At 72.9% G+C, this 22,189-nt stretch carries 15 protein-coding genes and 2 pseudogenes; 7 read left to right on the top strand and 10 right to left on the bottom strand.

From position 1 onward, the window contains the following. The first annotated feature begins 59 nt into the window (after positions 1 to 59). Positions 60 to 1,859: an FAD-binding oxidoreductase gene (locus tag LG388_RS10750; RefSeq protein ID WP_225782831.1), complete on the top strand. Its 1,800-nt coding sequence runs from the start codon at positions 60 to 62 to the stop codon at positions 1,857 to 1,859. Between the two features lie 58 nt (positions 1,860 to 1,917). On the opposite strand, the gene LG388_RS10745 is transcribed toward LG388_RS10750, so the two are convergent. Together LG388_RS10745 and LG388_RS10740 are read right to left on the bottom strand one after the other, a co-directional pair. Then, on the bottom strand, positions 1,918 to 2,517 hold the full coding sequence (locus LG388_RS10745) for a nitroreductase family protein (protein ID WP_225782830.1): 600 nt from the start codon (positions 2,515 to 2,517) through the stop codon (positions 1,918 to 1,920). A 316-nt stretch (positions 2,518 to 2,833) separates the two neighbouring features. Beyond that, positions 2,834 to 4,765, bottom strand: a complete 1,932-nt coding sequence (locus tag LG388_RS10740) for an FAD-binding monooxygenase (protein ID WP_225782829.1) — start codon at positions 4,763 to 4,765, stop codon at positions 2,834 to 2,836. Between LG388_RS10740 and LG388_RS26820 the strand changes: the two are divergent. Next, a pseudogene (locus tag LG388_RS26820) lies at positions 4,691 to 4,984 on the top strand (hypothetical protein); the annotation flags it as partial. The gene LG388_RS10740 and the pseudogene LG388_RS26820 overlap by 75 nt on opposite strands. Here LG388_RS26820 and LG388_RS26670 read toward each other — a convergent pair. The 6 genes and pseudogenes from LG388_RS26670 to LG388_RS10710 form a co-directional block, all read right to left on the bottom strand. Continuing rightward, the gene (locus tag LG388_RS26670) at positions 4,892 to 5,194 is read right to left on the bottom strand and encodes a hypothetical protein (RefSeq protein ID WP_255632160.1); all 303 of its coding nucleotides are present in this window, start codon (positions 5,192 to 5,194) and stop codon (positions 4,892 to 4,894) included. The pseudogene LG388_RS26820 and the gene LG388_RS26670 overlap by 93 nt on opposite strands. Before the next feature lie 234 nt (positions 5,195 to 5,428). After that, on the bottom strand, positions 5,429 to 6,631 hold the full coding sequence (locus LG388_RS10730; RefSeq protein WP_255632159.1) for an amidase family protein: 1,203 nt from the start codon (positions 6,629 to 6,631) through the stop codon (positions 5,429 to 5,431). A gap of 43 nt (positions 6,632 to 6,674) precedes the next feature. After that, complete coding sequence (locus tag LG388_RS26815) at positions 6,675 to 7,037, bottom strand: DUF1330 domain-containing protein (protein WP_225783569.1); 363 nt, start codon at positions 7,035 to 7,037, stop codon at positions 6,675 to 6,677. Between the two features lie 94 nt (positions 7,038 to 7,131). Further along, positions 7,132 to 8,367 (bottom strand): annotated as a pseudogene (locus LG388_RS10720) (FAD-dependent oxidoreductase); the annotation flags it as partial. Beyond that, on the bottom strand, positions 8,364 to 9,341 hold the full coding sequence (locus LG388_RS10715) for a tripartite tricarboxylate transporter substrate binding protein (RefSeq protein ID WP_225782827.1): 978 nt from the start codon (positions 9,339 to 9,341) through the stop codon (positions 8,364 to 8,366). The gene LG388_RS10715 and the pseudogene LG388_RS10720, both read right to left, overlap by 4 nt. Positions 9,342 to 9,374: 33 nt before the next feature. Next, positions 9,375 to 10,232 (bottom strand): alpha/beta fold hydrolase, encoded by an 858-nt coding sequence (locus LG388_RS10710; RefSeq protein ID WP_225782826.1) that lies wholly within the window; start codon positions 10,230 to 10,232, stop codon positions 9,375 to 9,377. 258 nt (positions 10,233 to 10,490) lie between these two features. Here LG388_RS10710 and LG388_RS10705 point away from each other — a divergent pair, with 258 nt between their 5' ends. The 5 genes from LG388_RS10705 to sbcB all read left to right on the top strand — a co-directional run bounded on the left by LG388_RS10705 (position 10,491) and on the right by sbcB (position 20,353). Beyond that, positions 10,491 to 11,402, top strand: coding sequence for an SDR family oxidoreductase (locus LG388_RS10705; RefSeq protein WP_225782825.1), 912 nt, complete (start codon positions 10,491 to 10,493; stop codon positions 11,400 to 11,402). Positions 11,403 to 11,508: 106 nt separating this feature from the next. Beyond that, complete coding sequence (locus LG388_RS10700; protein WP_225782824.1) at positions 11,509 to 14,820, top strand: hypothetical protein; 3,312 nt, start codon at positions 11,509 to 11,511, stop codon at positions 14,818 to 14,820. 20 nt (positions 14,821 to 14,840) lie between these two features. Next, entirely contained in the window at positions 14,841 to 16,559 is a 1,719-nt protein-coding gene (locus LG388_RS10695) for an SWIM zinc finger family protein (RefSeq protein WP_225782823.1), read from the top strand. A gap of 341 nt (positions 16,560 to 16,900) precedes the next feature. Next, positions 16,901 to 18,898 (top strand): reverse transcriptase family protein, encoded by a 1,998-nt coding sequence (locus tag LG388_RS10690; protein ID WP_225782822.1) that lies wholly within the window; start codon positions 16,901 to 16,903, stop codon positions 18,896 to 18,898. Between the two features lie 3 nt (positions 18,899 to 18,901). Next, a complete protein-coding gene (gene sbcB, locus LG388_RS10685; RefSeq protein WP_225782821.1) occupies positions 18,902 to 20,353 on the top strand; it encodes an exodeoxyribonuclease I in 1,452 nt (483 codons plus the stop codon). On the opposite strand, the gene LG388_RS10680 is transcribed toward sbcB, so the two are convergent. Together LG388_RS10680 and LG388_RS10675 are read right to left on the bottom strand one after the other, a co-directional pair. Then, positions 20,354 to 20,758 carry a hypothetical protein gene (locus LG388_RS10680; RefSeq protein ID WP_225782820.1) on the bottom strand — a complete coding sequence of 135 codons (405 nt, stop codon included), beginning with the start codon at positions 20,756 to 20,758 and terminating at the stop codon, positions 20,354 to 20,356. 71 nt (positions 20,759 to 20,829) lie between these two features. Next, entirely contained in the window at positions 20,830 to 22,176 is a 1,347-nt protein-coding gene (locus tag LG388_RS10675; protein WP_225782819.1) for an ATP-binding cassette domain-containing protein, read from the bottom strand. Positions 22,177 to 22,189: the final 13 nt, after the last annotated feature.

Raw genomic sequence — 22,189 nt, 5'->3', positions numbered from 1 at the left:
CGGCCATGGCGGCGGGCCGCGCGGATCCCGGAAGGCTGCGCGCGCCGGGGCGCCGGCGCGTGCTGCAGGCCGCCGCGGCGCTGCCGCTGCTGCCGGCCGGGGCCGGCGCGCAGCCGCCGCCGGATGCCGCGCCGCAGCGGCACCCGCGCGTACGACCGGCCGATCCCGGCTGGCCCACCGAGGGGCAATGGCGGCAACTGGGCCAGCAGGTGGGCGGCCGCCTGCAGGCCGTGGCATCGCCTTTCGACGCCTGCCGCACCGAGCCCGGCGGCGCGGCCTGCGCGCAGCTCTTCGAGTCGCTGCGCAACCCCTACTTCGTCAGCGACCACGTGGCCCTCACGCAGACCCTGGGCTGGGTGCAGGCCTGGACTTCGTCGCCCAGCGTGCGTGCGGTCGCCGCGCGCGAGACCGCGGATGTGGTCGCGGCCGTGAACTTCGCGCGCGCGCACCGGCTGCGGCTCGTGGTCAAGGGCGGTGGCCACAGCTACCAGGGCACCTCGAACGCGCCCGACTCGCTGCTGGTCTGGACGCGCGGCATGCGCGAGATCGCGATGCATGGCGCCTTCGTGCCCCAGGGCTGCGCAGGCCGCGTGGCGCCGCAGCGCGCGGTGTCCCTCGGTGCCGGCGCGCTCTGGGCGCAGGCCTATGACGCCGTGAGCACGCAGGCTGGCGGCTACGTGCAGGGCGGGGGCTGCATGACGGTGGGCGTGGCCGGGCTGGTGCAGAGCGGCGGCTTCGGCAGCTTCTCCAGGCGCTACGGCCTGGCCGCGGCCAGCCTGCTCGAAGCCGAGGTGGTCACGGCCGACGGCCAGGTGCGCGTCGCCAACGCGTGCACGCACCCCGAACTGTTCTGGGGGCTCAAGGGCAGGGGCGGTGGCAGCCTGGGCATCGTCACGCGGCTCACGTTGCGCGTGCACGAACTGCCATCGACCTTCGGCGCCGTCAACTTCAAGGTCCAGGCCCGGTCGCCGGCGGCTTTCCGACAATTGATCGGCCTGACACTGGATTTCTGCCACCAGGCGCTGCTGAGCCCGCACTGGGGTGAGCAGCTGCGCTTCCCCCGCGACTTCGCGCTCCAGGTGTCGATGGTGTTCCAGGGCCTCACGCGCCGGCAGGCGCAGGCCGTGTGGCAGCCCTTGCGCGAGGCGCTGGCCCGCCAGCGCGAGGACTTCGACGTGGAGGAGGGGCCGCTGTCCGTCATCACCACCCCGGCACGCGACTTCTGGGCGCCCACGCTGCCCAAGCGCGTGCTGGGCCTGGTCCGCCGCGATCCGCGGCCCGGCGCGCCGGCGACGAATGTCTACTGGGCCGGCGACGAAGGGCAGGTGGGCCAGGTGCTGCACGGCTACGAATCGGCGTGGCTGCCCGCCGCGCTGCTGCAGCCCGACCGGCGCGAGGCGCTGGCCGACGCGCTCTTTGCCGCCACGCGGCACTGGCCGGTGTCGCTGCACCTCAACAAGGGGTTGGCCGGCGCGCCGGCCGAAGTGGTGGAGGCGGCGCGCGACACGGCCATGAACCCGGCCGTGCTCGATGCCTTCGCCCTGGCCATCCTGGGCGCGGAAGGGCCGCCGGCCTATCCCGGCGTGGCAGGCCGCACGCCCGACGAGGCGCGGGCGCACCGGCAGTCGCAGCGGATCGGCCTGGCGATGGCCGAATTGCGGCGCCTGCTGCCGCGGCACAGCACCTACCTGGCCGAAAGCAGCTATTTCCAGGCCGACTGGCAACAGGCCTTCTGGGGCGCGAACTACCCGCGGCTGCGGGCTGCCAAGCGCCAGTACGACCCCGAAGGCCTGTTCTTCGTGCACCACGGGGTGGGCAGCGAGGACTGGAGCGCGGACGGGTTCATGCCGCGCACCTGAACCGGCGCGCAGGCCGCGGCCGCCGGGCTGCCGCGCCGGGGCGCGCGCCGGCGCTGCGTCAGCGCACCGTCTTGAAGCGCACTTCGTCGGCGATGAAGGTTTTCTCGCCGATGGGCTTTTCGTTGGAGCCGAAGGGCATCTGCGCGCGCAGCTTCCAGCTCGCAGGCACGTCCCAGGTGCGCGCCACCTCGGCATCGATCAGCGGCGCGTAGTGCTGCAGGCTGGCGCCGATGCCGGCCTCGGCCAGCGCCGTCCAGACGGCGAACTGCGCCATCCCGGCCGAATGCTCGGAGAAGACCGGGAAGTTGTCGGCGTACAGGGGGTACTTCTGCTGCAGTTCCTGGATCGTGTCCTGGTCCTCGTAGAACAGCACCGTGCCGGCGCCGGCGGCGAAGGCATCCATCTTGGCGTCGGTGGAGGCGAAGTTTTCCGCCGGCACCAGGGGGCGCAGCGTTTCGCGCGTGATGTTCCACAGCCGCTCATGCGCGGCGCCGAACAGGATCACGGCGCGCGAGCTCTGCGAGTTGAAGGAGGAGGGCGCGAGGCGGATGGCCTGGCGGATCAGCGCGTCCACGTCGGATTCGGCGATCGGCAGGTTCTTGCCCAGGGCGTACTGCGTGCGGCGCTGCGTGAACAGGGAGATGGCTTGACGGGTCATGGAGCTTGGCGAACAACAGGAAAGGCTGCAGGCCGGCGCAAGGAAGCGGCGACTTGCAGGGCCGGCCGCCGCGCTGCCGCACGGCCCGCCACGCGGACCCGCGAGCGCGGTCGGCCGCGAAGTCTATTGCGGTGCAGCAAACGGCGCAGGACGGGCCCGGCGCTCGGCCGTGGCGCCGTGGGGGCATCGGCGCCCGGGCGCTTCGCCCCGGGCGGGGCGGCGTAGCATCGCGGGCCCCTCCGCGGCCAGCGCCCGCTGCTTGAACGTTCCGGCCCCGGCCCGGGCCTCGCGCCGCCAGGCGTCCGGCGGCCAGGGCCTACGCGTGTGCGGCGGCGGATTTTTCGCCGCGGGCCGGGCCCTGCGGCCGCATGAAGCCGGCGAAGAACGCAGCCAGCGTCTCATGGGCTTGCAGGGGCAGCACATGCGCCACGTACTGGTCGGGCCGCACCACCACGAGCGCGCCCCGGGCGCGGTCGATGCCGCGCAGCTCGAAGATGTCCGCCGCGTTCCTGAAGTCCGGCGCATAGGCCTTCTCGTAGTCGCGCAAGCCCAGGGCGCCCTTGCGCGGCAGCAGGAGGGGAGGCACCCGGGCGATGTCCAGCGCCGCATGCGGCTGCTGGAAGATGGCGCGCACGTCGAACACCGAATCGATGTCCTGCCCCGCGGGCGTGAACCGCCGCACCGGCGATTCGGGCGACTCTTCGAGGAAGCGGCACAGGGCGTGGAGGCTGGCCGGGCTGGCGGCGGCGAAGGCATACAGGCGCCAGCGGCCATCGGCGCTGGCCACATGGCCCAGCTGGAGCGGCCGGGCATCGGCGACGCGCACCACGGGCGCGGAATGAAAGCGCGTGCCGATCACGAAGCCCCGCGCCAGCGCCTGGTGCGCGGCGCCGCCGGTGATGATGGAAGGCCGGTAGTGCGTGCCCAGGCCGGCCGTGAAGCGGCCGTGGCGCTCGAAGTAGGAGCGGAAGGCTTCGGGATCCACGCCCGAATCCGCATCCGCGCGCTGCCTGGCCCGGTCGCTGAACATCCGGGCCCACTCGCGGTCGAAGTCGATCAGTTCCTGGGCCACCGCCTGGCGTTCGGCCGAGTAGCTGTGCAGCAGGGCGGGCAGGCACTGGCCGCGCAGGACGGCCGCCAGCTTCCAGCCCAGATTGAAGCTGTCCTGCATCGAGAAGTTCATGCCCTGGCCGGCCTTGGGGCTGTGGGTGTGGCAGGCGTCGCCGGCGATGAAGACATGCGGTGGCGCCTGGCCGTCGGAATCGTCGTAGCCGGCGCAGATGCGCTGGCCGATCTCGTAGACCGACCACCAGGGCACTTCCTTCACCTCCAGCGTGAAGGGCCGCAGGATGCGCCGGGCGGCGGCCACCAGATCGTCCAGCGAGATCCGCCGGCTGGCCACCCGCTCGTCCTCGCCCAGCTTGTCCATCTCGACGTACAGGCGCATCAGGTGGCCGCCCTCGCGCGGGATCACCAGCAGGTTGCCTTCGGCGGACTGGATGGCCGCCTTGAAGCGGATGTCGGGGAAATCCGTGACGGCCAGCACGTCCATCACGCCCCAGGCTTGGTTGGCCGAATCGCCCACAAGCTGCCGGCCGATGGCGCGGCGCACCTGGCTGCGCGCTCCATCGCAGCCGACCACGTAGCGGGCGCGCACGCGTTCCTGCCGGCCCGCATGGACGCCATCCGTGCGTTCCAGCAAGGCGGTCACGGGGTATTCGGGCGCGGCCCGGTCCACCGAAAGACCGAGCAGGCGGCGGGCGTAGTGCGGCTGCAGCCGCGCCGGCGCCTGGCGCATGAGCTCCAGGTAGAAGTCGTGCACGCGCGCCTGGTTCAGCACCACGTGCGGAAACTCGGACAGGCCGTCCTCGGTGTCCCGCACCCTCGCGTGGCGCACGATGCGCGCCGGCTGCGCGTCGTCGGGCTTCCAGAAGGTCACTTCGTTGATCCAGCAGGCTTCCCGGAGCACCCGGTCGGCGAAGCCGAAGGCCTCGAACATCTCCATGGTCCGGCAGGCGATGCCGTCGGCCTGGCCCAGCTGCAGGGGCCCCTCCTTCTGCTCGACCAGGGCGGTGCGGATGTCGGGAAAGGCCGCCAGCTGCGCGGCCAGCGTCAGGCCCGCGGGGCCGCAGCCCACGATGAGCACGTCGACTTCCGCGGCAATCGCATCGCCATGCGGCAGTGCCTGCGGGGAGGCGGGATGGAGGTGAGGATCGCCCGGCCGGAAGCCGTTCAGATGGAATTGCATGACCTTGTCTCTGGTGAATCGCGAGCCGCCATGGTCCGCGCGCCAGCGGGCCGGCGCAAACCCACTTCTCGGATTCTGCGAACCGGGCAGGCGCCGCGCCGGCGCGGCGCTAGCATGGACGGCATGTCACGCACGCTCAAGGTCCTGCGGCTGCTGCAGCTCTACGGCGAGCAGCGGCCCGTGCTGCGCGCGGCCGAGGTGGCGCGCCATCTCGGCACGTCGCTGGCGACGGCCTACCGCTGCATTGCCGACCTGGAGGCGGCCGGCCTGGTCGAAGCCGTCGGCGCGGGCGAATACGCGCTCGGCCCGGCGATCGTCGAACTCGACCGGCAGATCCGCATCGCCGATCCGCTGATCGCCGTCGCGTCGGACATCTGCACGGGGCTGTCGGAGCGCACGCGCGGCACGGTGCTGCTGTGCCGGCGGCATGGTTTGAAGGTCCTGTGCGTGCACAGCGTCGCGGGCACGGCCGCGCCGCGGATCACCGGGTACGAGCGCGGGCGTGCGATGGCGCTCTACCGTGGTGCCACGTCGCTGGCCATCCTGGCCCATGCGCCCGAGGCCGTGCTGCGGCAGCTGCTGGCGGAGGATGCGGACGGCCTGCGCCGTGCCGGCTGGCCCGGGACGCTGGCGCCGCGCTGCCCGGCGGCTGGGCACCGGTTCCTAGGGCGTAAACGCCGGCGCGATCAGCGGCTGCAGCGCCGCGCCCAGTGCCAGGAGCGCCCGGTCGCCGCCCGGCAGGCCATCGAGGGCCAGCGCCACGGGCAGGCCGGAAGCCGGGCCACGGCCGGCGGGAATCACCAGGCTGGGCCATCCGCCCAGCGAGGCCGGCGCGAGGTTGTGGGCGAAGGCCAGTCTGGCCGGCAACAGCGTCCCGTTCACCTCGAGGTCGGGGCCCGGCGAGACCGGCGGCTGCGTGCGCAGCGGCGCGACCACGCGCACGGCGGGGTAGACCAGCGCATCGAGACCCTGCGCCGCCGCCGCGGCGGCCCAACGCGCGCGCAGCGCCGCGCGCCGCCGCTGGGCGAGCAGGTAGGCCGCTTCGAGTCCCGCGTCCGTCCACGCGGCCAGGGCCGGCCGCAGGTCGGCGCCCACCTGCGCGGCGACGGCCGGCCAGGCCGGGGCGCCCGGCTGGCGGGCCAGGAAGGCAGGCAGGGCGCTGCGCGACTCGTGGGCGATCGTGGCGCGCGCGGCCCCTTCGGTCAGCGCCGGCCAGTCCGGCAGGTCGACGGGGACGAGGACGGCGCCGGCGGCTTCGAAGGTCCGCAAGGCGCGCATGCAGACGGCGGCCACCTCGTCTTCGAGCGGGTCCCAGTGGAAGGGCCGGCACAGGCCCAGGCGCAGGCCGCGCACGGTCCGCGGACGCAGCGGCCGGGCCGCAGCAGGGTCACCGGCCAGCGCGGCGTCCAGCAGGGCGAGCGTCTCAACCTGCCGCGCCATCGGCCCCACCGTGTCCATGGAAGGCGCGAGCGGCATCACGCCGTCCATCGGATAGCGGCCATGGCTGGGCCGCAGGCCGGCGATGCCGCAGAAGGCGGCCGGGATGCGCACGGAGCCGTTGGTGTCGGTGCCCAGCGCCGCGTCAGCCTGTCCCGTGGCGACGGCGCAGGCGCTGCCCCCGCTGCTGCCGCCGGCCATGCGCCCGGGGTCTTGCGGATGGCAGGTATCGCCGAAGGCGGCGCTCTGGCCGGTCCAGCCCATGGCGAGTTCGTGCATCGCCGTCTTGCCGGCGAGCCGCGCGCCGGCGCTCCGGAGCCGGTGCACCACCTGCGCGTGCGCCACCGGTCGCCAGTCGCGCAGGCCCCGGGTTCCGGCCGTGTTGGGCAGGCCCGCCACCGCGATGTTGTCCTTCAGCGCCACGGACATGTCTTGCAGCGGCCCCGCGCCGGTCCTGCGCCGGCCCGGGCGCTCAGCCCCAGATGACGGCACCGCTGGCATCGGTTCCCAGGTCCTTGGGCGATCCGTGCGCCGGCGCGTCCAGGCCCTGGATCGCGATGGCCCGGGCCGGTTTTCCGGCGGTGCCGGCCAGGCGCTTGCGCTTGAGCCGCTGGTTGGGTTCGGAGTGGTAGTAGCGCTCGATCGCCTCGATGCTGGGGAATTCGACGATCACCAGGCGCTTGGGCGCCCAGCCGCCCTCGATCGGACGGTAGTCGTTGCCGCGCACGAGGAAGCGGCCGCCGGCGGCCACGACGTGCTGGCCGACCTCCCGTTCGTATTCGGCCAGGCTGGGGCCGTCCTCGACGTCGAGTTCGATCACGAAATAGGCAGGCATGCAGGCTCCTTGTCGGGGGTGGGGGAAGGGGGCGTTGGGGGATCGGGCCGGGTTCGCAGCGCTGCAGGTTGTCCTGCACCAGCGCCTGCACCCGCGCGGTGTCCAGGGCGTGCAGCGCGCTGCCCCCGGTGGCTGCGGCCGCCGCGGCGGCCGCCCCCATGGCGATGCACGGGCCGATGACGCGCACGGCGGCCAGGGCGTAGGGTTCGGCGTCGATGCAGCGGCCCGCCGCCAGCAGGTTGTCGGCGTCCGCCGCCACCATCGAGGACAGCGGCACCCAGCACAGGTGGCCGGCGCGGAAGGTTTCCCAGTGCACCCCGCGCAGCTCGCCGTGGAACTCGATCGGCCAGGCGCTGCGCGCCACCGCGTCGGGCGCGCGGGTGCCGTCGCGCACGGCCCGGGTCGTGAGGCGGCTGCGGCCGACGATGCCGCGCGTCTGGCGCACGCCGGGCTGGCCCACCGAATGCACGCGGGCGCCGTGAAAGGCCGCGGGAAACTCGGCGCGCAGAAACGCCAGGATCCGATCCACCTCTTCGCGGCCGTCCCGGGCCAGGCGCGACATCGCCAGCGGCTCCAACGGGGTCTCGACGTGCATCAGGTTGACCAGGCAGAGATCGCGCCCCGGAAAGGCGAAGACGAAACCATCGCGGCGGTCGAGCCCGTACTGTTCCGCCACTTCGGCCAGCCGCTGCTCGACCGCCTCGCGCGCGGGCAGTGCCGGGCCCAGGCCGGCCAGGCTGAACATCGTGGTGCCGAACACCGGCTGGGCGGCCGACTGGGTGCGCAGGCCGGCTGCGCGGGCCAGCGCGGCGTCGCCGCTGGCGTCGAGGAAGCAGCCGGCCGTGACGGCGACGGCCCCGTAGCGGGTCTGCACATGGACGCGCTCGATGCGCCGGCCGCTGCGTTCCACGCGGGTGAGCAGGGCGCCCAGCACCAGCCGCACGTCGGCGCGCCTCAGGTGCCGCGCGTAGGCGGCGGCCAGTTCGCCCTCGTCGTACAGCGCGATCAGCGTGCCGCGCGCGCGCCGGTACGACAGCGCGCCGGCCGCGTCGAGTTCGGCCAGCAGTTCGCGCGCGAAGCCGTAATGCAGCAGGTGGGGCTGTGCGTCGGCCGAATAGAAGCCGCACAGCGTGCCGATCAGTCCATTGACCGACTGGCCGCCCAGTTGGGGCAGTCCGTCGATCAGGCAGACCCGCAGGCCGAGCCGGGACGCTTCGACCGCGGCGGAGACGCCGGCGGCGCCCGCGCCGACGATGCACAGGTCGCACTCCAGCCGCGTGGCCGGCAGGCGCTCGGGCGCGTGTTCGATGCGCAGGGGTTCTCGGTTCATTGGGGTTGGATGTGCAGGCGGGTGATGAGATCGCTCCAGCGCAGGCCGTCCTGGCGCAGGAAGGCCTGGAACTCGGCAGGCGTGCCCGCCAGCGGCCTGGCGCCGCCCTGGCGCAGCGTGGCCAGCACCTCGGGCCGCTGCAGCACCTGGTTCAGCGCCTGGTTCAGCCGGGCCACCACCGGCGCGGGCAGCCCGGCCGGGCCGACCAGCCCGAAGTAGCCCTGCGCGTCATAGCCGGACAGCACCGTTTCGGACAGGGTGGGCACCTGCGGCAGGAGCGGCGATCGGTCGCGGCTGGTCAAGGCCAGCGCCCGCAGCTTGCCGGCTTCGATGTACGGCACGGCAGCCTGGACCAGGCCCGCGTAGACGTCGATCTGGCCGCCCAGCAGGTCCTGGAAGGCCGGCGCCGCGCCGCGGTACTGCACGCCCACGAAGCGCCCCTGCGTGCGCACGGCCAGCTCCTCCATCAGCAGGTGGTCGACGCCGCCGATGGTGCCCGAGCCGTAGGTGATCTCCCGGGTCCTGGCTGCCGCGATCAGGTCCTGCACCTTCTGGTGGGCGGACGCCGGGTTGACCAGCAGCACCAGCTGGTTCTGCGCGATGCCGCCGATGGGCTCGAAATCCGCCAGCGCGTCATAGCGGATGCCCTTGAGCAGCAGGCGATTGTGGACATGGCCGCTGGCGACCACCAGCAGGGTGTAGCCGTCCTTCGGCGCGGCCGCCACGGCGGCGGCGGCGATGGTGCCGCCCGCGCCGGACCGGTTGTCGATCACCACCGGCTGCTTCAATTCATCGGCAAGCCCCTTGCTGACGAGGCGCGCCATCACGTCGGTGATGCCGCCGGCGGGGAATCCCACCACCAGCGTGACCGGCCGCGCGGGCCAGGCCGGACGGGCCGCTGCGCCGGCGGCGGCCAGGGCGAGGCCGGCGGCGCCGGCGTGGAGCAGGAGGCGGCGGCAAGGATCGTGGGGCATGGTGGAACTCCAGAGCAAGGGGAAAGGGCCGGGTCAGGGCAGCGGATGCAGCAGCGCCGCCAGCGCCCCGGGGCAGGATGCGAAAGGGGAGTGGCCGCAGTCGAGGCTGTGCACCTCGAAACGGTTGTGCGGCGTCAGCGCATCGGCTTCGGCGATCAGCCGGTCCTGCAAGGCCAGCGGCAGCGCCCGGTCGGCCAGCGTGCGCACATAGGTGCGGCGCACGCGGCCCCAGCGCTGCGCCGAGACCCGCACCTCGTCGGTGGCCACGCGCAGCGGCAGGTCCGGTGTCAGCCGGGCGATGAAGGGCCGGGCCTCGGCCGCGCCGAGGTCGCTGTAGAAGCCTTGGCGCAGCGCTTCCTGGTAGCCCGGATCGGCGGCCCGCGGGTTGATGCGCACCGCGCCCAGCACGCCCGGCTCGCCCAGGAACAGCGGCCCCAGCTGCGCCGCGGCGCTCTCGGGCAGGCCCAGGTAGCCGGACAGAGTCGCCAGCGCCACGGGGCAGTGCGCGGCCACGTAGACGATGCGGCTGACCCGATCGGGCACCCGCTCCACCGCCGACGTCGCGGGCAGGCCGCCGGCGCTGTGCGCGACCACGACGACCGGACCATGGGCGGCCTGCTGCCGCTCGATCTCGGCCACGATGGCCGCCGCCTGGTCTTCGAGCGTCACATGCGCGAGGGGCGAAGGCTCGCGGACGAGCTCGTCCAGGTCCTGCGTTTCGTAGGCGCGCGGCAGCGCGGCCGCCGGGCCGCTGCCGGGGAGGTCGATGGCGGCGCTGCGGCAGCCCGCGGCGGCCAGCACGGCCCTCACGCGATCCCAGTGCGCGGCCCCGTGCCAGGCACCGTGCACGAAGAGGAAAAAGGGTGGAACAGGAGATGCGCGTTCGGTCATGGGGTGCTGCGGTGCGCCGCCCTTGTGGAAGAGGCCATGGCCCGCATGATCGCGATGCCCTGGCGAGCGGCAACCGGCCTTCTCGTTTTCTGAGAAAACGGCGCCGACATGCGTTCGGCGCCGTGTGCGCCGGCCGTGGCCCCGGGGCGGGGTCGCACGCCGGACAGACAGCCGGCCGCCGTGCGGCTCCAATAGGCGGGCCATATTCCGGGCCGGCAGGCCCTGACGAGACCAGCGACAAGCGAAAGGCCCTTTTCCATGATTCAGGATTTCCTCGGCAAGACCGCCGTCCTCACCGGCGCAGGTTCCGGCTTCGGCCTGGAATGCGCACGCATCGGCGCTTCGCGCGGCATGAACCTCGTGCTGGTCGACGTGCAGCAGGACGCGCTGGACAAGGCCGAGGCCGAGATGAAGGCCGCCGGCGCGCAGGTGCTGGCGCGCAGGGTGGACGTGTCCGACGCCGCGCAGATGGAAGCGCTGGCCGCGGCCGTGAAGGAGCGCTTCGGCGCGCCGCATTTCGTGTTCAACAACGCCGGCGTGGGCGCAGGCGGCCTGGTGTGGGAGAACACCGTGGCCGACTGGGAATGGGTGCTGGGCGTGGACCTGTGGGGCGTGATCCACGGCGTGCGCCTGTTCGTGCCCATGATGCTGGAAGCCGCCGCCAAGGACCCGGCCTACCGCGGCCACGTGACCAACACGGCCAGCATGGCCGGCCTGCTCACGCCGCCCAACATGGGCATCTACAACGCGGCCAAGGCCGCCGTGGTGAGCCTGACCGAAACCATGTACCAGGACCTGAACCTGGTCACGGACCAGATCGGCGCCAGCCTGCTGTGCCCGTATTTCGTGCCCACCGGCATCACCAGCAGCGAGCGCAACCGCCCCAACGCGCCCAAGAACAGCGAGCTGACCAAGAGCCAGCTGATCGGCCAGGCCATGAGCAACAAGGCCGTGAGCAGCGGCAAGGTCACGGCGGCCGAGGTGGCGCACAAGGTCTTCAAGGCCATCAGCGACAACCAGTTCTACGTGTTCAGCCACGAAAGCCCGAAGGCGCTGGGCAACATCACCAGCCGCATGGAGAACATCGTGGCCATGCGCAATCCGGCCGACCCCTTCCTGGCGCAGCCCGAGGTGGGTGCCCAGCTGCGCGCGCAGTTGCGCTCGGCCTGAGGACCGGGGCCTGCCGCGGCGCAGGCAACAAGCACGCCCGGCCGATTTCCCCGCGGTCCCGCGCCTATAAACTGGCGCGTTCGCGACGCAAGGGGAGGGCTGTCCGATGAAGAAGCTGGCCTGGGCCGTGCTGGTGCAGGGCCGGGCGCAGGAGCGCCTGTGCACGATCGAACTGGTGGCCCTGGACCTGCCGGGCGGCGACGAGGCCGCGCGCCACGTCGTCACGCGCCGCGACCAGCTGTTCGACCAGGGCGTGCTGCGGGCGGAGTCCGAGAGCACGCTCACCGCGATGCCGGCCACGCGGGCCGTGGCGCGGGCGCGCGCCCTGGACTACCTGCAGCGGCGTCTGGCCGCCGGCGACCTGCTGCGCGAGCAGGCGGGCTTCGACGAGCTGGGAATGGCGATGATCGCTGCGCCAGCGCCTGTGCCCGACGCGGCCCCTGCGCCCCTGGCCGCCATGGCCTTCGCACCGCCCGCGCCATCGCCGGCGGTCGCGTCGCTGGTGGCGCGCTTCCAGGCTTCGCGCTGGAAGCTGCTGCCGCCCGCCCGCCAGGCCCGCAGCACCTGGCGCGTGGCCGAGCGTGCCGATCCCGCGCGGGCCGCCAGCGCCGACCAGCAGGCGCTGCGCGCCCTGGTGCCGCGCCTCGTGTCGCTGATCGAGAGCGGGGAAGACCTGCTCGACTACTGCCTGGCCGCCGCCATCGCGCGGCTGGGCGACCCTGGCGCGCGGCAGGCCATGGCTGCGCTTGCACAGCGCGGGCGCTCGGCCGCCACGCGCCGCATCGCCGACCAGGCCTGGCTGCTGCTGGGCGCCGACGATCCTGCGCGCGCCGAGCGCCTGGGTGGCCTGGGCGCGCGCTGGCACGCGCAAGAGGCGGAGATGCTGCGCAGGGCCGGCGCATCCGCCAGCACGCAGCCGGCCTGCGCCGATGCAGACGCCGACGCCGATGACGCAGCGCAGCCTTCGCTCGACGGCCCGGCGCGGGACGCGCTGTCGCAATGGCTGCTCGAGGGCTACGACCTGGCACTGGTCGACGGCGCCGCGCTGCACGCCGTGCGGGCCAGCCTGCGGCATCTGCGTTTCGAGGCCGGCGTGTTCGGCGCCGTGCGCGCCATCCACAAGACGGCCGAGCTGCGGCGCGACCTCGACACCCTGGCTCTGCTGCATGCGCGCTTCGAAGCCACGCGGCCCGATGCGCGCGACCGCCGCGCCTGGCGCGACCCGCGCACCGGCGAACTGCGCACGCGTGCGGTGGACATCCGCGGCGGCAAAGGCCTGATCAGCGCCTACGCGCCCCCCACGCGCAACTACCTGCGCCAGCGCGGGCTGCGCCTGCTGCGCCGGCTGGCGCAGATCGGCCACAGCGACGCACCGAAGCTGGCCGTGGCGCTGCTGCTGCAGCTGGACGACACCGTGCATGGCGAGCGCCGCTCGCGCGAGCACTGGAACCACGTGGACGGCCGCTACCAGCGCCGCATGCGCCACCTGGACGGCGCCGCGCACTGGCTGCTGGTGCCGCGCCTTTTGCTGGCGCGCTTTCCCGACCTGCGGCGCAGCAGCCAGCGCACCGGCGCGTGGTGGACCGACGCGCCGCTGGACCTGAGCCAGCCGCCGCCTGAACGCGTGGACGGCGAGCCCGCCCTGTGGGACGCGCACCCCGAGGCGCTGCTCGAACTGGCCCTGCGCAGCCGCTCCACGCTCGTGCAATGGGTGATGGCGCGCGCCTTGCGCGACCACCTGCCTTTCCTGGCCCGCACGCCGTTGCCCACCTTGCGCGCGCTGCTGGCCAGCCCCTATGCGCAGACCGCCGCCGTCGCCGTGGCGGCAGTGCGCGAAGTGCTGGCCGGGCTGCACACGCTGGAGGCCCAGCTGCCCTGGCTGATCGCGCTGGCGGCCAGCCGCGACGCGGGCGCGGCTGGGTTGCTGTCAGACACCCTGGTGGGGCGCGGCCCCGAAGCTTCACGCCATCCAGCGCTGGTGGCCGCCATGCTGCTGTCCCCCCAGTCGGCGGTGCGCATGCACGGCCAGGGGCTGGCGCTGCAGGCCGACGTGCCCGCCTTGCTGGGCGAGCTGCAACACGCCTTGCCGCTGCTGGATGAGAACACGCCGGCGCTGCCCGAGATCGTGCGCCAGCTGCAGGCGCTCATCGGCGGCCCCTGGGCGCCGCAGGCCGCCAGCGTGCCCGAGGCGCCGCTGCACGCGTTGCTGCAGCACCCGGCGGTGCCCCTGGTCGAGCTGGCCTGCGGCTGGCTGCTGCGCCATCCGCAGGGCCTGGCCACGCTGCCGCCGGGCACCCTGCGCACGCTGCTGGCGTCGGCCGATGCGCGCCGCTGTGCCTGCGGCGTGCGCCTGCTGGCCGCGCTGCCCGATGCCGTGCTGCGCGGCCAGACCGCGCTGCTCGGCGAATTCGCGCTGCATGCCGATGCCGGCGTGCGCGCCGCGGTTTCGCCGGCCATCGAGCGGCTGGCCGTCGACGCACCGGCCGCCGAAGAACTGGCGGCCCACCTGCATGCCGGCCTGTTCCGCGCCGAGGCGGGCGAGGGCGTGCACGACGACCTGCTGCGCTGGCTCACCGGTCCGCTGGCCCCGGTGGCCCCCGCGAGCGATGCCGATGGCTGCTGGCGCGCATTGCAGGCGCGTGCCACGGGCGCCCAGCGCTACGGCGCCTGGGCGCTGCACTCGCTGCATGACGGCGACTACAGCCTGCGCCAGTGGGCGCGCTTGATCGGCCATGCGGATGCATCGGTGCGCCAGCGCGCGCAACGCGGCCTGGACGCGCGCCTGGGCCACCCCGTGCAGGCCACGCCCGACGAGGCGGCCGAGCTGCTGCCCGCGGCCGACAGCGTGTTCGAGGACGTGCAGCCCTGGGTGCGCCGGCTCTTCGGCGAGCGCCTGCCCGAAGCGGCGCTCACGCCCGAGCTGCTGATCGCCTGGGTGGACCACCCGCAACCCTGGGTGCAGGCGCAGGGGCGCACGCGCCTGATGGGCCGCATGGACGCGCCCGAGGCGATGCTGTGCCTGACGCGGCTGGCCCAGCACCCGGGCCCTTCGGTGCAGCTCTTTGTCACGCAGTGGCTGCTGCAACTGCCCGACGAAGTCGACGAAGCGCGGGCCGGGCGCCTGCGCGCGCTGCAGCCGTACTTCCTCATGGTGCTGAGCCAGGTGCACCGTGCGCGCGCCGCCAAGTCGCGCATCGTGCAGTTCCTGCGCCGGCAGATCACCGGGCCCGCCTGCGCCGAGGTGGTGGCCGCCATCTTCGCGCGCCAGGTGGTGGGCGCGAGCCGCACCGACCAGCCGCAGTACATCGCGGGGCTGCGCGACATCGCGGTGCGCCACCCTCAACTGAATCTGCCGTTCATGCGCTGGGTGCCGCCCGAAGCACGTGGTGCCGCGCCCGCGTGCCCGACCGAAGCCTGAGCGCGAAAGACCGCCGATCCATGCAATTTCGCTACCAGTACTTCGGCAGCACCGCGGTCGACGCATCGGCCACGGCGCAGTCCTTCCGCTTCGCGCCCGACTTGCTGCGCCCGCTCACCCATTTCGACGCCACCTTGCGCCGCGACGGGCTGGCCCACCTGCAGTTCCGCGAAGCGCTGTCGGCCCTGCATTCGGTGGTCGTGAGTGACATGCGCGCGCGCGGCCGCGACAAGAGCGCCTACCGCCAGTGGCTGGAGGCGAACGAACAGAGCTTGCTTGCGCAGTTCATGGCGCGCGCCGGCGAGCTGAAGGAGCGGGCGGCCGCCCTGCGCACCGAACTGGGCGTGCTGCGCGAGAAGAAGTCCGCCCTGCTGCAACCCTTCTACCGGGCGCAACGCAAGTACTTCGACTGGCTCTACCAGGCCCACCGCGACGCTTGGTATGTGCTCGACCCGGTCATCACCGTGCACCCGGACCGGCTGCTCTTCGAGGCCTTCAGCCAGGACGAATCGAGCTACTGCGCCGTGAGCGTGTCGCACAACGTGTTCGAGCGCACGGGCGAGATGGCCTGCGGCACGACCAACATCGACTACTCGGCCAGCCTCTACGAGGAGTTCCAGAAGATCCGCGGCTACCGCGAGACACGGCTCACGGTGGACCCGGGCGGCTTCGGCGTGCAGCTGGGCAGCGACCCGGCGCTGCACGAAGAGAAGATCGATCTGCCCGACAGCTGGGTGCGCGGCTTCCTGCAGGTGTCCAGCGCCATGGCGCTGCCGGCCACGGTGCTGGAGCTGCATCCGATGGACCTGCACAGCCTGTGCGCCACCCTGCGCCAGCATCGCGAGCGCGGCGGCCCGCGCTCCATCCGCGTGGAACTCGCGCCAGAGGCGGCACCGAAGCTGGTCTTCGAGCCCTGGAATCTCGAACTGCCCACGCGCCGCAGCCAGCTGGTGGGCGAGGCCCTGAAGGCGCCGCAGACCATCCGCCTCTGGGGCCGGCGCCGCCTGTTGCTGCTCGAGCGTCTGATCGCCCTGGCCACGCGCGTGCGCGTGCACCTGCTGGGCACGGGCCTGCCCAGCTTCTGGGCGGTGGAAATGGGCGAGGTGACGGTGACGCTGGGCCTGTCGGGCTGGTCGGCCAACGACTGGTCGGCCGCCGCGCGCTTTCATCTGCTGGCCCCGCGCCATGCCATCGACGAGAGCGCCAAGCTGGCCGTGGCGCAGGACCTGCAGCAGCACTGGCAGGCCACGCCCGCGCAGATCGCCGCGCGCACCGGCCTGCCGCGCGCGGACGTGAGCGCGGCCCTCGCGCTGTGGACGCAGGCCGGCCGCGCCGTGTACGACATCGCCGCCGGCCGCTTCGCCTGGCGCGAGCTGATGCGCGAGCCGCTGGATCTGCGCCAGCTGCAGGCCGCGAGCGAGGAAGAGAACGCCGGCCTGCAGCTGGTGCTGGCCGGCGGCGTGCGCTTGCAGGGCATCGACCAGGCCGAAGGCCACCTGCGCGTGCGCGGCGAGGTGAAGCAGGGCCGCCGGACCGAGCGGCCCGTGCTGGAGCTCGACGCCGACGAGCGCATGACCGATGCGCAGTGCAGCTGCTCGCATTTCCAGCAGCACGGGCTGCGCCGCGGGCCGTGCAGCCACATGCTGGCCCTGCGGCTGGTGGCGCAGCCCAAGATCGATGCGCTGCGGCGCGAAGCCGCCCCGGCGCCGGCGGCCGTGGCCGAGGAGGATGCACGATGAGCGGGTCATCGCGCTGCACTACACTGCGCCGCGATGCAGCGCGCAGGCTCTTGCCATCCGGGTGGTGTTTCGCCGCCCTTGTGAACTGCCGTTCCATGCGACACGGGTGCCGTTTTCACTGTGCGGCCCCTGCCACCCATGCGCCATTCCGGAGTGGCTTGCTGCAAGCGAATGCGCGCATGGGTGGCGGGGCCGCGTCGAGTGAACAGCCCCCGTCCCGAGGGCCCTGCGGGCTCTTCGACGAGAAGCGCGCTGCATCACCTTTTTCATCGGCCGCGCGTTCTGCGATGGACACGACCAGGGCCGCCGCGGCACCGGCCCGACCGCAGGAGGCGCACTGAATGGCCGCCCCCGCACCCACCCGCGCCGAACTCCTCGAGCGCATCCGCGCGTCCAGCAAGGACGCCGTGGTGCTGGCCGAGATGCAGCGCCTGGGCTTCTGGCCGCGCGACGAAGCACGGCCGGCGCCCGCCACCGAGTTGATCGAGCGCGAAGCCGCACTGATGCGCGAGCTGGGCGAGTTGCAGGCCGAGCTGCACCTCCGGGGCGACCCCGAGAAGGCCCTGCGCGCCATGCGCCAGGAGCGCCTGGCGGCCGCGCGCGCCCAGCGCGACAGCCGGGCCCGCGAGCGCGCCCAGCGCCAGTACGAACGCGCGCAGCAGTGGCATGCGCAGCGCCAGCAGCGCATCGGCTACCTGGGCGCGGGCGTGTCGGCCGGCCTGGAGCGCCCGGCTGACCGGCCCGCGGCCCACGTGCCGTTGCGTGCCGGACGCTCCGAGCGGCTGGCCCGGCATGGCCTGCCTGCCCTGGACAGCCCGCAGGCGCTGGCCCGCGCCATGGGCGTGGCGCTGGGCGAGCTGCGCTTCCTGAGCTTCCACCGCGAGGTGGGGCGCCACACGCACTACCGCCGCTTCACGCTGCCCAAGAAGAGCGGCGGCGAGCGGCTGATTTCCGCGCCCATGCCGCGCCTCAAGCGCGCGCAGTACTGGGTGCTCGACAACATCCTGGCCAAGGTGCCCGCGCACGACGCGGCGCACGGCTTCCTGCCGGGCCGCTCCGTCGTCGGCAATGCGCAGCCGCATTGCGGGCAGGAGGTGGTCGTCAACCTCGACGTGAAGGACTTCTTCCCGAGCATCGGCTTCGGCCGCATCAAGGGCGTGTTCACGCACCTGGGCTATGCCGAACCGGTGGCCACGGTGCTGGCCCTGCTGTGCAGCGAGAACCGCGCCGACGAGCTGCAGGTGGACGGCGAGCGCTGGTTCGTGGGCGGCGCGGCCGGCCAGCGCGTGCTGCCGCAGGGCGCGCCGACCAGCCCCATGCTCACCAACCTGCTGTGCCGCAGGCTGGACCGCCGCCTGGCCGGCCTGGCGCGCACGCTGGGCTTTGCCTACACGCGCTACGCCGACGACCTGAGCTTCTCGGCCTCGGGCGAAGCCGCGCAGCGCGTGGGCCCGCTGCTGCGCCGTGTGCGCTGGATCCTGCGCGACGAAGGCTTCGAGCCGCATCCCGACAAGGAGCGCGTGATGCGCAAGGGCGCGCGGCAGGAAGTGACGGGCATCGTGGTCAACGCCGCGCAGCCCGGCGTGTCGCGCCAGAGCCGCCGCGCGCTGCGCGCGGCGCTGCACCGCGCGCGCACCGCGGGCGCCGGGCCGGCGCACTGGCAGGGCGAACCCGCCAGCCGCGAGCGCCTGCTGGGTTATGCCCATTTCGTGCAAGGCGTGAACGAAGCCCAGGGCCGCGCCCTGGTGCGGGCCGCCGAGGCGTTGCCGTTGGCGAGCCGGGCCGCCGCGTCGCCAGCCGCTGCGCCCGGCACTGCTGCGGGCGACTTCCGCATCCGCGCGGCCCAGGGCGAGGCGCCGGTGCGTGCCCAGGGCCCCTGGTGGCAGCCCGCATCGCCGCCGGCGCCCGTGCGGCAGCGCACCGACGGCGAGATCCGCGAGGCGCGTGCGGCCCAACGCCAAGCCGCGGCCGAAGCCCGCCGCGCCGCGCAGGCCGGCGCGGCCGTTGCCGCACCTGCGGGGCGCTCCGGCAACGGGTCGCCGGCCCGTTCGGGCGCGCCGGCCAGCGTCGACACCGCCCGCCAGGCGCGCAACGCCCGCGCCGCCGGCCGGGGCAGGAAGGCGGATGCGTCGCCCCGCAGCCGCAAGACCTACTGGCTGCAGCTTTTCGTGGTCTGGCTCGCGGGCACGCTGTCCGGCAGCGGCTTCGTCACGGTGTTCGGCCTCATCTACCTGCTGGGCGCGTACTGGGCGCGGCACCAGCGCTGGTCCCATTTCAGCCTCGCCATGCTGGCCATCCTGGTCCTGGTGCCTGTGCTGCGCAGCATCGGAATCCTGTAGTTCATGACTTCCTCCTCCCACACCTTCCTCTGGCACGACTACGAAACCTTCGGCGCCAACCCGCGACGCGACCGGCCTGCGCAGTTCGCGGCCATCCGCACCGATGCGCAGCTCAACGAGATCGGCGAGCCGCTGATGCTCTACTGCCGGCCGGCGCCGGACTTCCTGCCCAGCCCCACGTCCTGCCTCATTACCGGCATCACGCCGCAGCTGTGCCTGGCGCGCGGCCTGCCCGAGCGCGAGTTCGCGGCGCAGATCGAAGCCGCGTTTTCGAAGCCCGGCACCATCGGCGTGGGCTACAACACCCTGCGCTTCGACGACGAGGTCACGCGCTTCCTGTTCTGGCGCAACCTCATCGACCCCTATGCGCGCGAATGGCAGAACGACTGCGGCCGCTGGGACCTGCTGGACGTGGTGCGCCTGACCTACGCGCTGCGGCCGGAAGGCATCGAATGGCCCAGGCACGCCGACGGCCGGCCCAGCTTCAAGCTCGAAGACCTCACGCGCGCCAACGGCCTGACGCATGACGCGGCGCACGATGCACTGTCCGACGTGCGCGCCACCATCGCGCTGGCGCGGCTGATCCGCGCGCGGCAGCCCCGGCTCTTCGACTTCGCGTTCGCGCTGCACAGGAAGGACCGCGTGGCGCAGGAACTGGGCTTGCCCGCCACGCGCGAGACGGCGCGGCCCTTCCTGCATGTGTCGGGCATGTTCGCGCCCGAGCGCGGTTGCCTGGCGCTGATGTGGCCGCTGGCCAGCCATCCGACCAACAGGAACGAACTGCTGGCCTGGGATCTCTCGCACGATCCGGGCGAGCTGGCGACGCTGGACGTGGCCACGCTGCGCCAGCGCCTGTTCACGCGCAGCGCCGACCTGCCCGAAGGCGTGCAGCGCCTGCCCATCAAGGGCGTGCACCTCAACAAGTCGCCGATGGTGGTGGGCAACCTGCGCACGCTCAGCGACGCGATGGCCGCGCGCTGGGGGATCGACGTGTCGCAGGCGCTGCGCCATGCCGAGATCGCGGCCAGCCTGCCCGACATGAGCGCGATCTGGTCCCAGGTCTATGCGCGCGAGGCGCCACCCGCGCTGGACGTGGACGAAGACCTGTACGGCGGCTTCGTCGGCAACGCCGACCGCCGGCGGCTGAACGACCTGCGCCAGCTGTCGGGCGAGAAGCTGGCCACGCAGCGCGCGAGCTTCGACGACCCACGCCTGGAGGAGCTGCTGTTCCGCTACCGCGCGCGCAACTTCGAGGACACGCTGGACGAAGAGGGCCAGGCGCGCTGGCAGGCGCTGCGCGCGGCGCGGCTGCTGGAAGGCGAAGGCGGGGCGCTCAGCGTGGATGCCTACTTCACCGAGATCGACACGCTGGCGCAAAACGCCGACGAGCGGGCCGAGGAAATCCTCGGCGCGCTGCACGACTACGCCGAGTGGGTCGTTCCGGAGCCTGAATGATCACACCGCCGCCTCCAGGTCCGGCAGCGCCAGCCGCGCCTTGGTCAGCGCCATGCCCAGGTTGGCCGTGCGCCGGCACACGAAGACCGCCACGTACTCGGCGTTGAGCTTGCCCCGCATGAAGACGTGGATCAGATTGTCGCTGTTGACGATGATTTCCTGGAAGTAATGGTGGCCGTCGTCCGACAGGCCGCGCGACTTCTTGAACATGCGCTCGATCATCGACACGTTGGGGCCGTTGAACAGGTCGGCTGTGGCCGCGGCCACCAGGTCGATGACTTCGCGCGGGTGCGAGTCCACGGTCTTGATAGACAGCAGCATGCCGGAGGATACGTCCACGTAGCCGGCAGCCAGGCATTCGGGGACGGAAGCGGCGGCCTTGTTGAGGGCGGCGTCGAGGCTCATCGGGGCTCCTTGTTGGATGAATGAAAGGGAAATCTGGCAAGGGAACCCAGCGAGCGTGCGTGGCGGTATTTTCAGCTCAGCCGCGCCAGCAAGTTGTCTTCGTAGCGCTGCAGGAACTCCTCCTGCTCGCGGCTCTGCACGAATTGGGGCTCGATGCGCCGCACCCGCCGCAGGGCTTCCGGTGCCGTGAGTCCTTCGCGTACCAGCCATGCGGCCAGGAGAGTGCCGGTGCGCCCCAGCCCGGCCAGGCAGTGCGCGGCCAGCACTTCGCCGCGGCGCAGCAGCGTATCCATCCGCATTAGCAGCATCGTGGTCTGGGCGACAGTCGGCGGTTCGCGGTCGCGGATGGGCAGGTGGACATTGCGCAGGCCGTGGCGGGCCAGGGCGTCCTGCGGCAAGTCGTTTTCGGTCAGCGTGATCAGGCATGTCACGCCGACGGCCTTGAGTGCGGCCAGGTCGTAGTCGATGCCGTGCACCACGCCCGGCATGGGCGTTCCGGCCAGCTTGCCGGGCACCACCCAGATGAAGCCGCGCGGCCCCATCGACTCGGGGGCGGACTGCAGCGCCAGCTGCGCCAGCGTGGGCAAGGGCGGGGGCAGCGGCGCGTCTTCCGCCAGCTCCTGCGGCTTCGCGTCGGGGGCGGGCAGGGCGCAGCTGCCGGTGGCCAGGAACTGGCGCCCCGCCTCGGATTCGGGGGCCGAGAAGAAGCGCTCCGCCGAAGCGGCCTCCTGCACGCGCCCGCCAGCCAGCATGAGCACGTCGTCGGCCACGCGGCGCACCTGCTTCTGGTTGTGCAGCACCAGCAGCAGCGCACAGCGGTTGCGCAGGTGCTCCAGCATCTGCAGCAGCAGATAGGCCTCGTAGTCGGGCAGGCCGAAGGTGGGTTCGTCGATCATCAGCAGCCTGGGTTCACCGGCCGCCTCGCGCAGGATGGCGACCACGCGCTGCAGCAGCGGTGGAAGGTCGATGGTGGGCGTCGTGAAATGCTCGGCCAGTTCCGGAAAGCCGGCATCGCCGACCCAATCCCGCGCCCATTCGCGCAGTTCCACGGGCGAATGGGAGGATTGCATGCGCAGCACGCCGCTCAACGCCTCCAGCGTAGGCGCCTGCATCAGCTGCACATGCTGCTGCACCAGCGCCGGACGATGCGCGGGTGCCAGCGGCCGGCCCATGTATTCCACCTCACCCCAGCGCCGGTAGCGCGGGTTCTGGTCGTTCAAGCCGGCCAGCGAGCGCAGCAGGGTTGACTTGCCGGTCCCCGTGGGGCCCAGCAGTGCCGTGATGGCGTGGGGACGGAGGGTGGCATGGACCTCGGCCAGGATCACCTTGTCGCCGAACGCGACGCCGAAGCCGTGGGTGCTCAGGCATTCGGCGCGGGAAGTCGCCGTGGCGGTCACGGAATCAGGAGGCAGGGGCATGTCCGATGAAGAG

The sequence above is a fragment of the Xenophilus sp. Marseille-Q4582 genome, assembly GCF_916700565.1.
GTDB lineage: Bacteria > Pseudomonadota > Gammaproteobacteria > Burkholderiales > Burkholderiaceae_C > Xenophilus.
The sequence above is the reverse complement of the archived record's forward strand: the minus strand, read 5'-3'. Positions and strand labels throughout refer to the sequence as shown.

Coding starts and splice junctions, on each gene's coding strand:
- LG388_RS10745 (WP_225782830.1), bottom strand. CDS start 2,517: ATGACCCGTCAAGCCATCTCCCTGTTCACGCAGCGCCGCACGCAGTAC.
- LG388_RS10740 (WP_225782829.1), bottom strand. CDS start 4,765: ATGCAATTCCATCTGAACGGCTTCCGGCCGGGCGATCCTCACCTCCAT.
- LG388_RS26670 (WP_255632160.1), bottom strand. CDS start 5,194: ATGCCGCCGGCACAGCAGCACCGTGCCGCGCGTGCGCTCCGACAGCCC.
- LG388_RS10730 (WP_255632159.1), bottom strand. CDS start 6,631: ATGTCCGTGGCGCTGAAGGACAACATCGCGGTGGCGGGCCTGCCCAAC.
- LG388_RS26815 (WP_225783569.1), bottom strand. CDS start 7,037: ATGCCTGCCTATTTCGTGATCGAACTCGACGTCGAGGACGGCCCCAGC.
- LG388_RS10715 (WP_225782827.1), bottom strand. CDS start 9,341: ATGCCCCACGATCCTTGCCGCCGCCTCCTGCTCCACGCCGGCGCCGCC.
- LG388_RS10710 (WP_225782826.1), bottom strand. CDS start 10,232: ATGACCGAACGCGCATCTCCTGTTCCACCCTTTTTCCTCTTCGTGCAC.
- LG388_RS10705 (WP_225782825.1), top strand. CDS start 10,491: ATGATTCAGGATTTCCTCGGCAAGACCGCCGTCCTCACCGGCGCAGGT.
- LG388_RS10700 (WP_225782824.1), top strand. CDS start 11,509: ATGAAGAAGCTGGCCTGGGCCGTGCTGGTGCAGGGCCGGGCGCAGGAG.
- LG388_RS10695 (WP_225782823.1), top strand. CDS start 14,841: ATGCAATTTCGCTACCAGTACTTCGGCAGCACCGCGGTCGACGCATCG.
- LG388_RS10690 (WP_225782822.1), top strand. CDS start 16,901: ATGGCCGCCCCCGCACCCACCCGCGCCGAACTCCTCGAGCGCATCCGC.
- sbcB (WP_225782821.1), top strand. CDS start 18,902: ATGACTTCCTCCTCCCACACCTTCCTCTGGCACGACTACGAAACCTTC.
- LG388_RS10680 (WP_225782820.1), bottom strand. CDS start 20,758: ATGAGCCTCGACGCCGCCCTCAACAAGGCCGCCGCTTCCGTCCCCGAA.
- LG388_RS10675 (WP_225782819.1), bottom strand. CDS start 22,176: ATGCCCCTGCCTCCTGATTCCGTGACCGCCACGGCGACTTCCCGCGCC.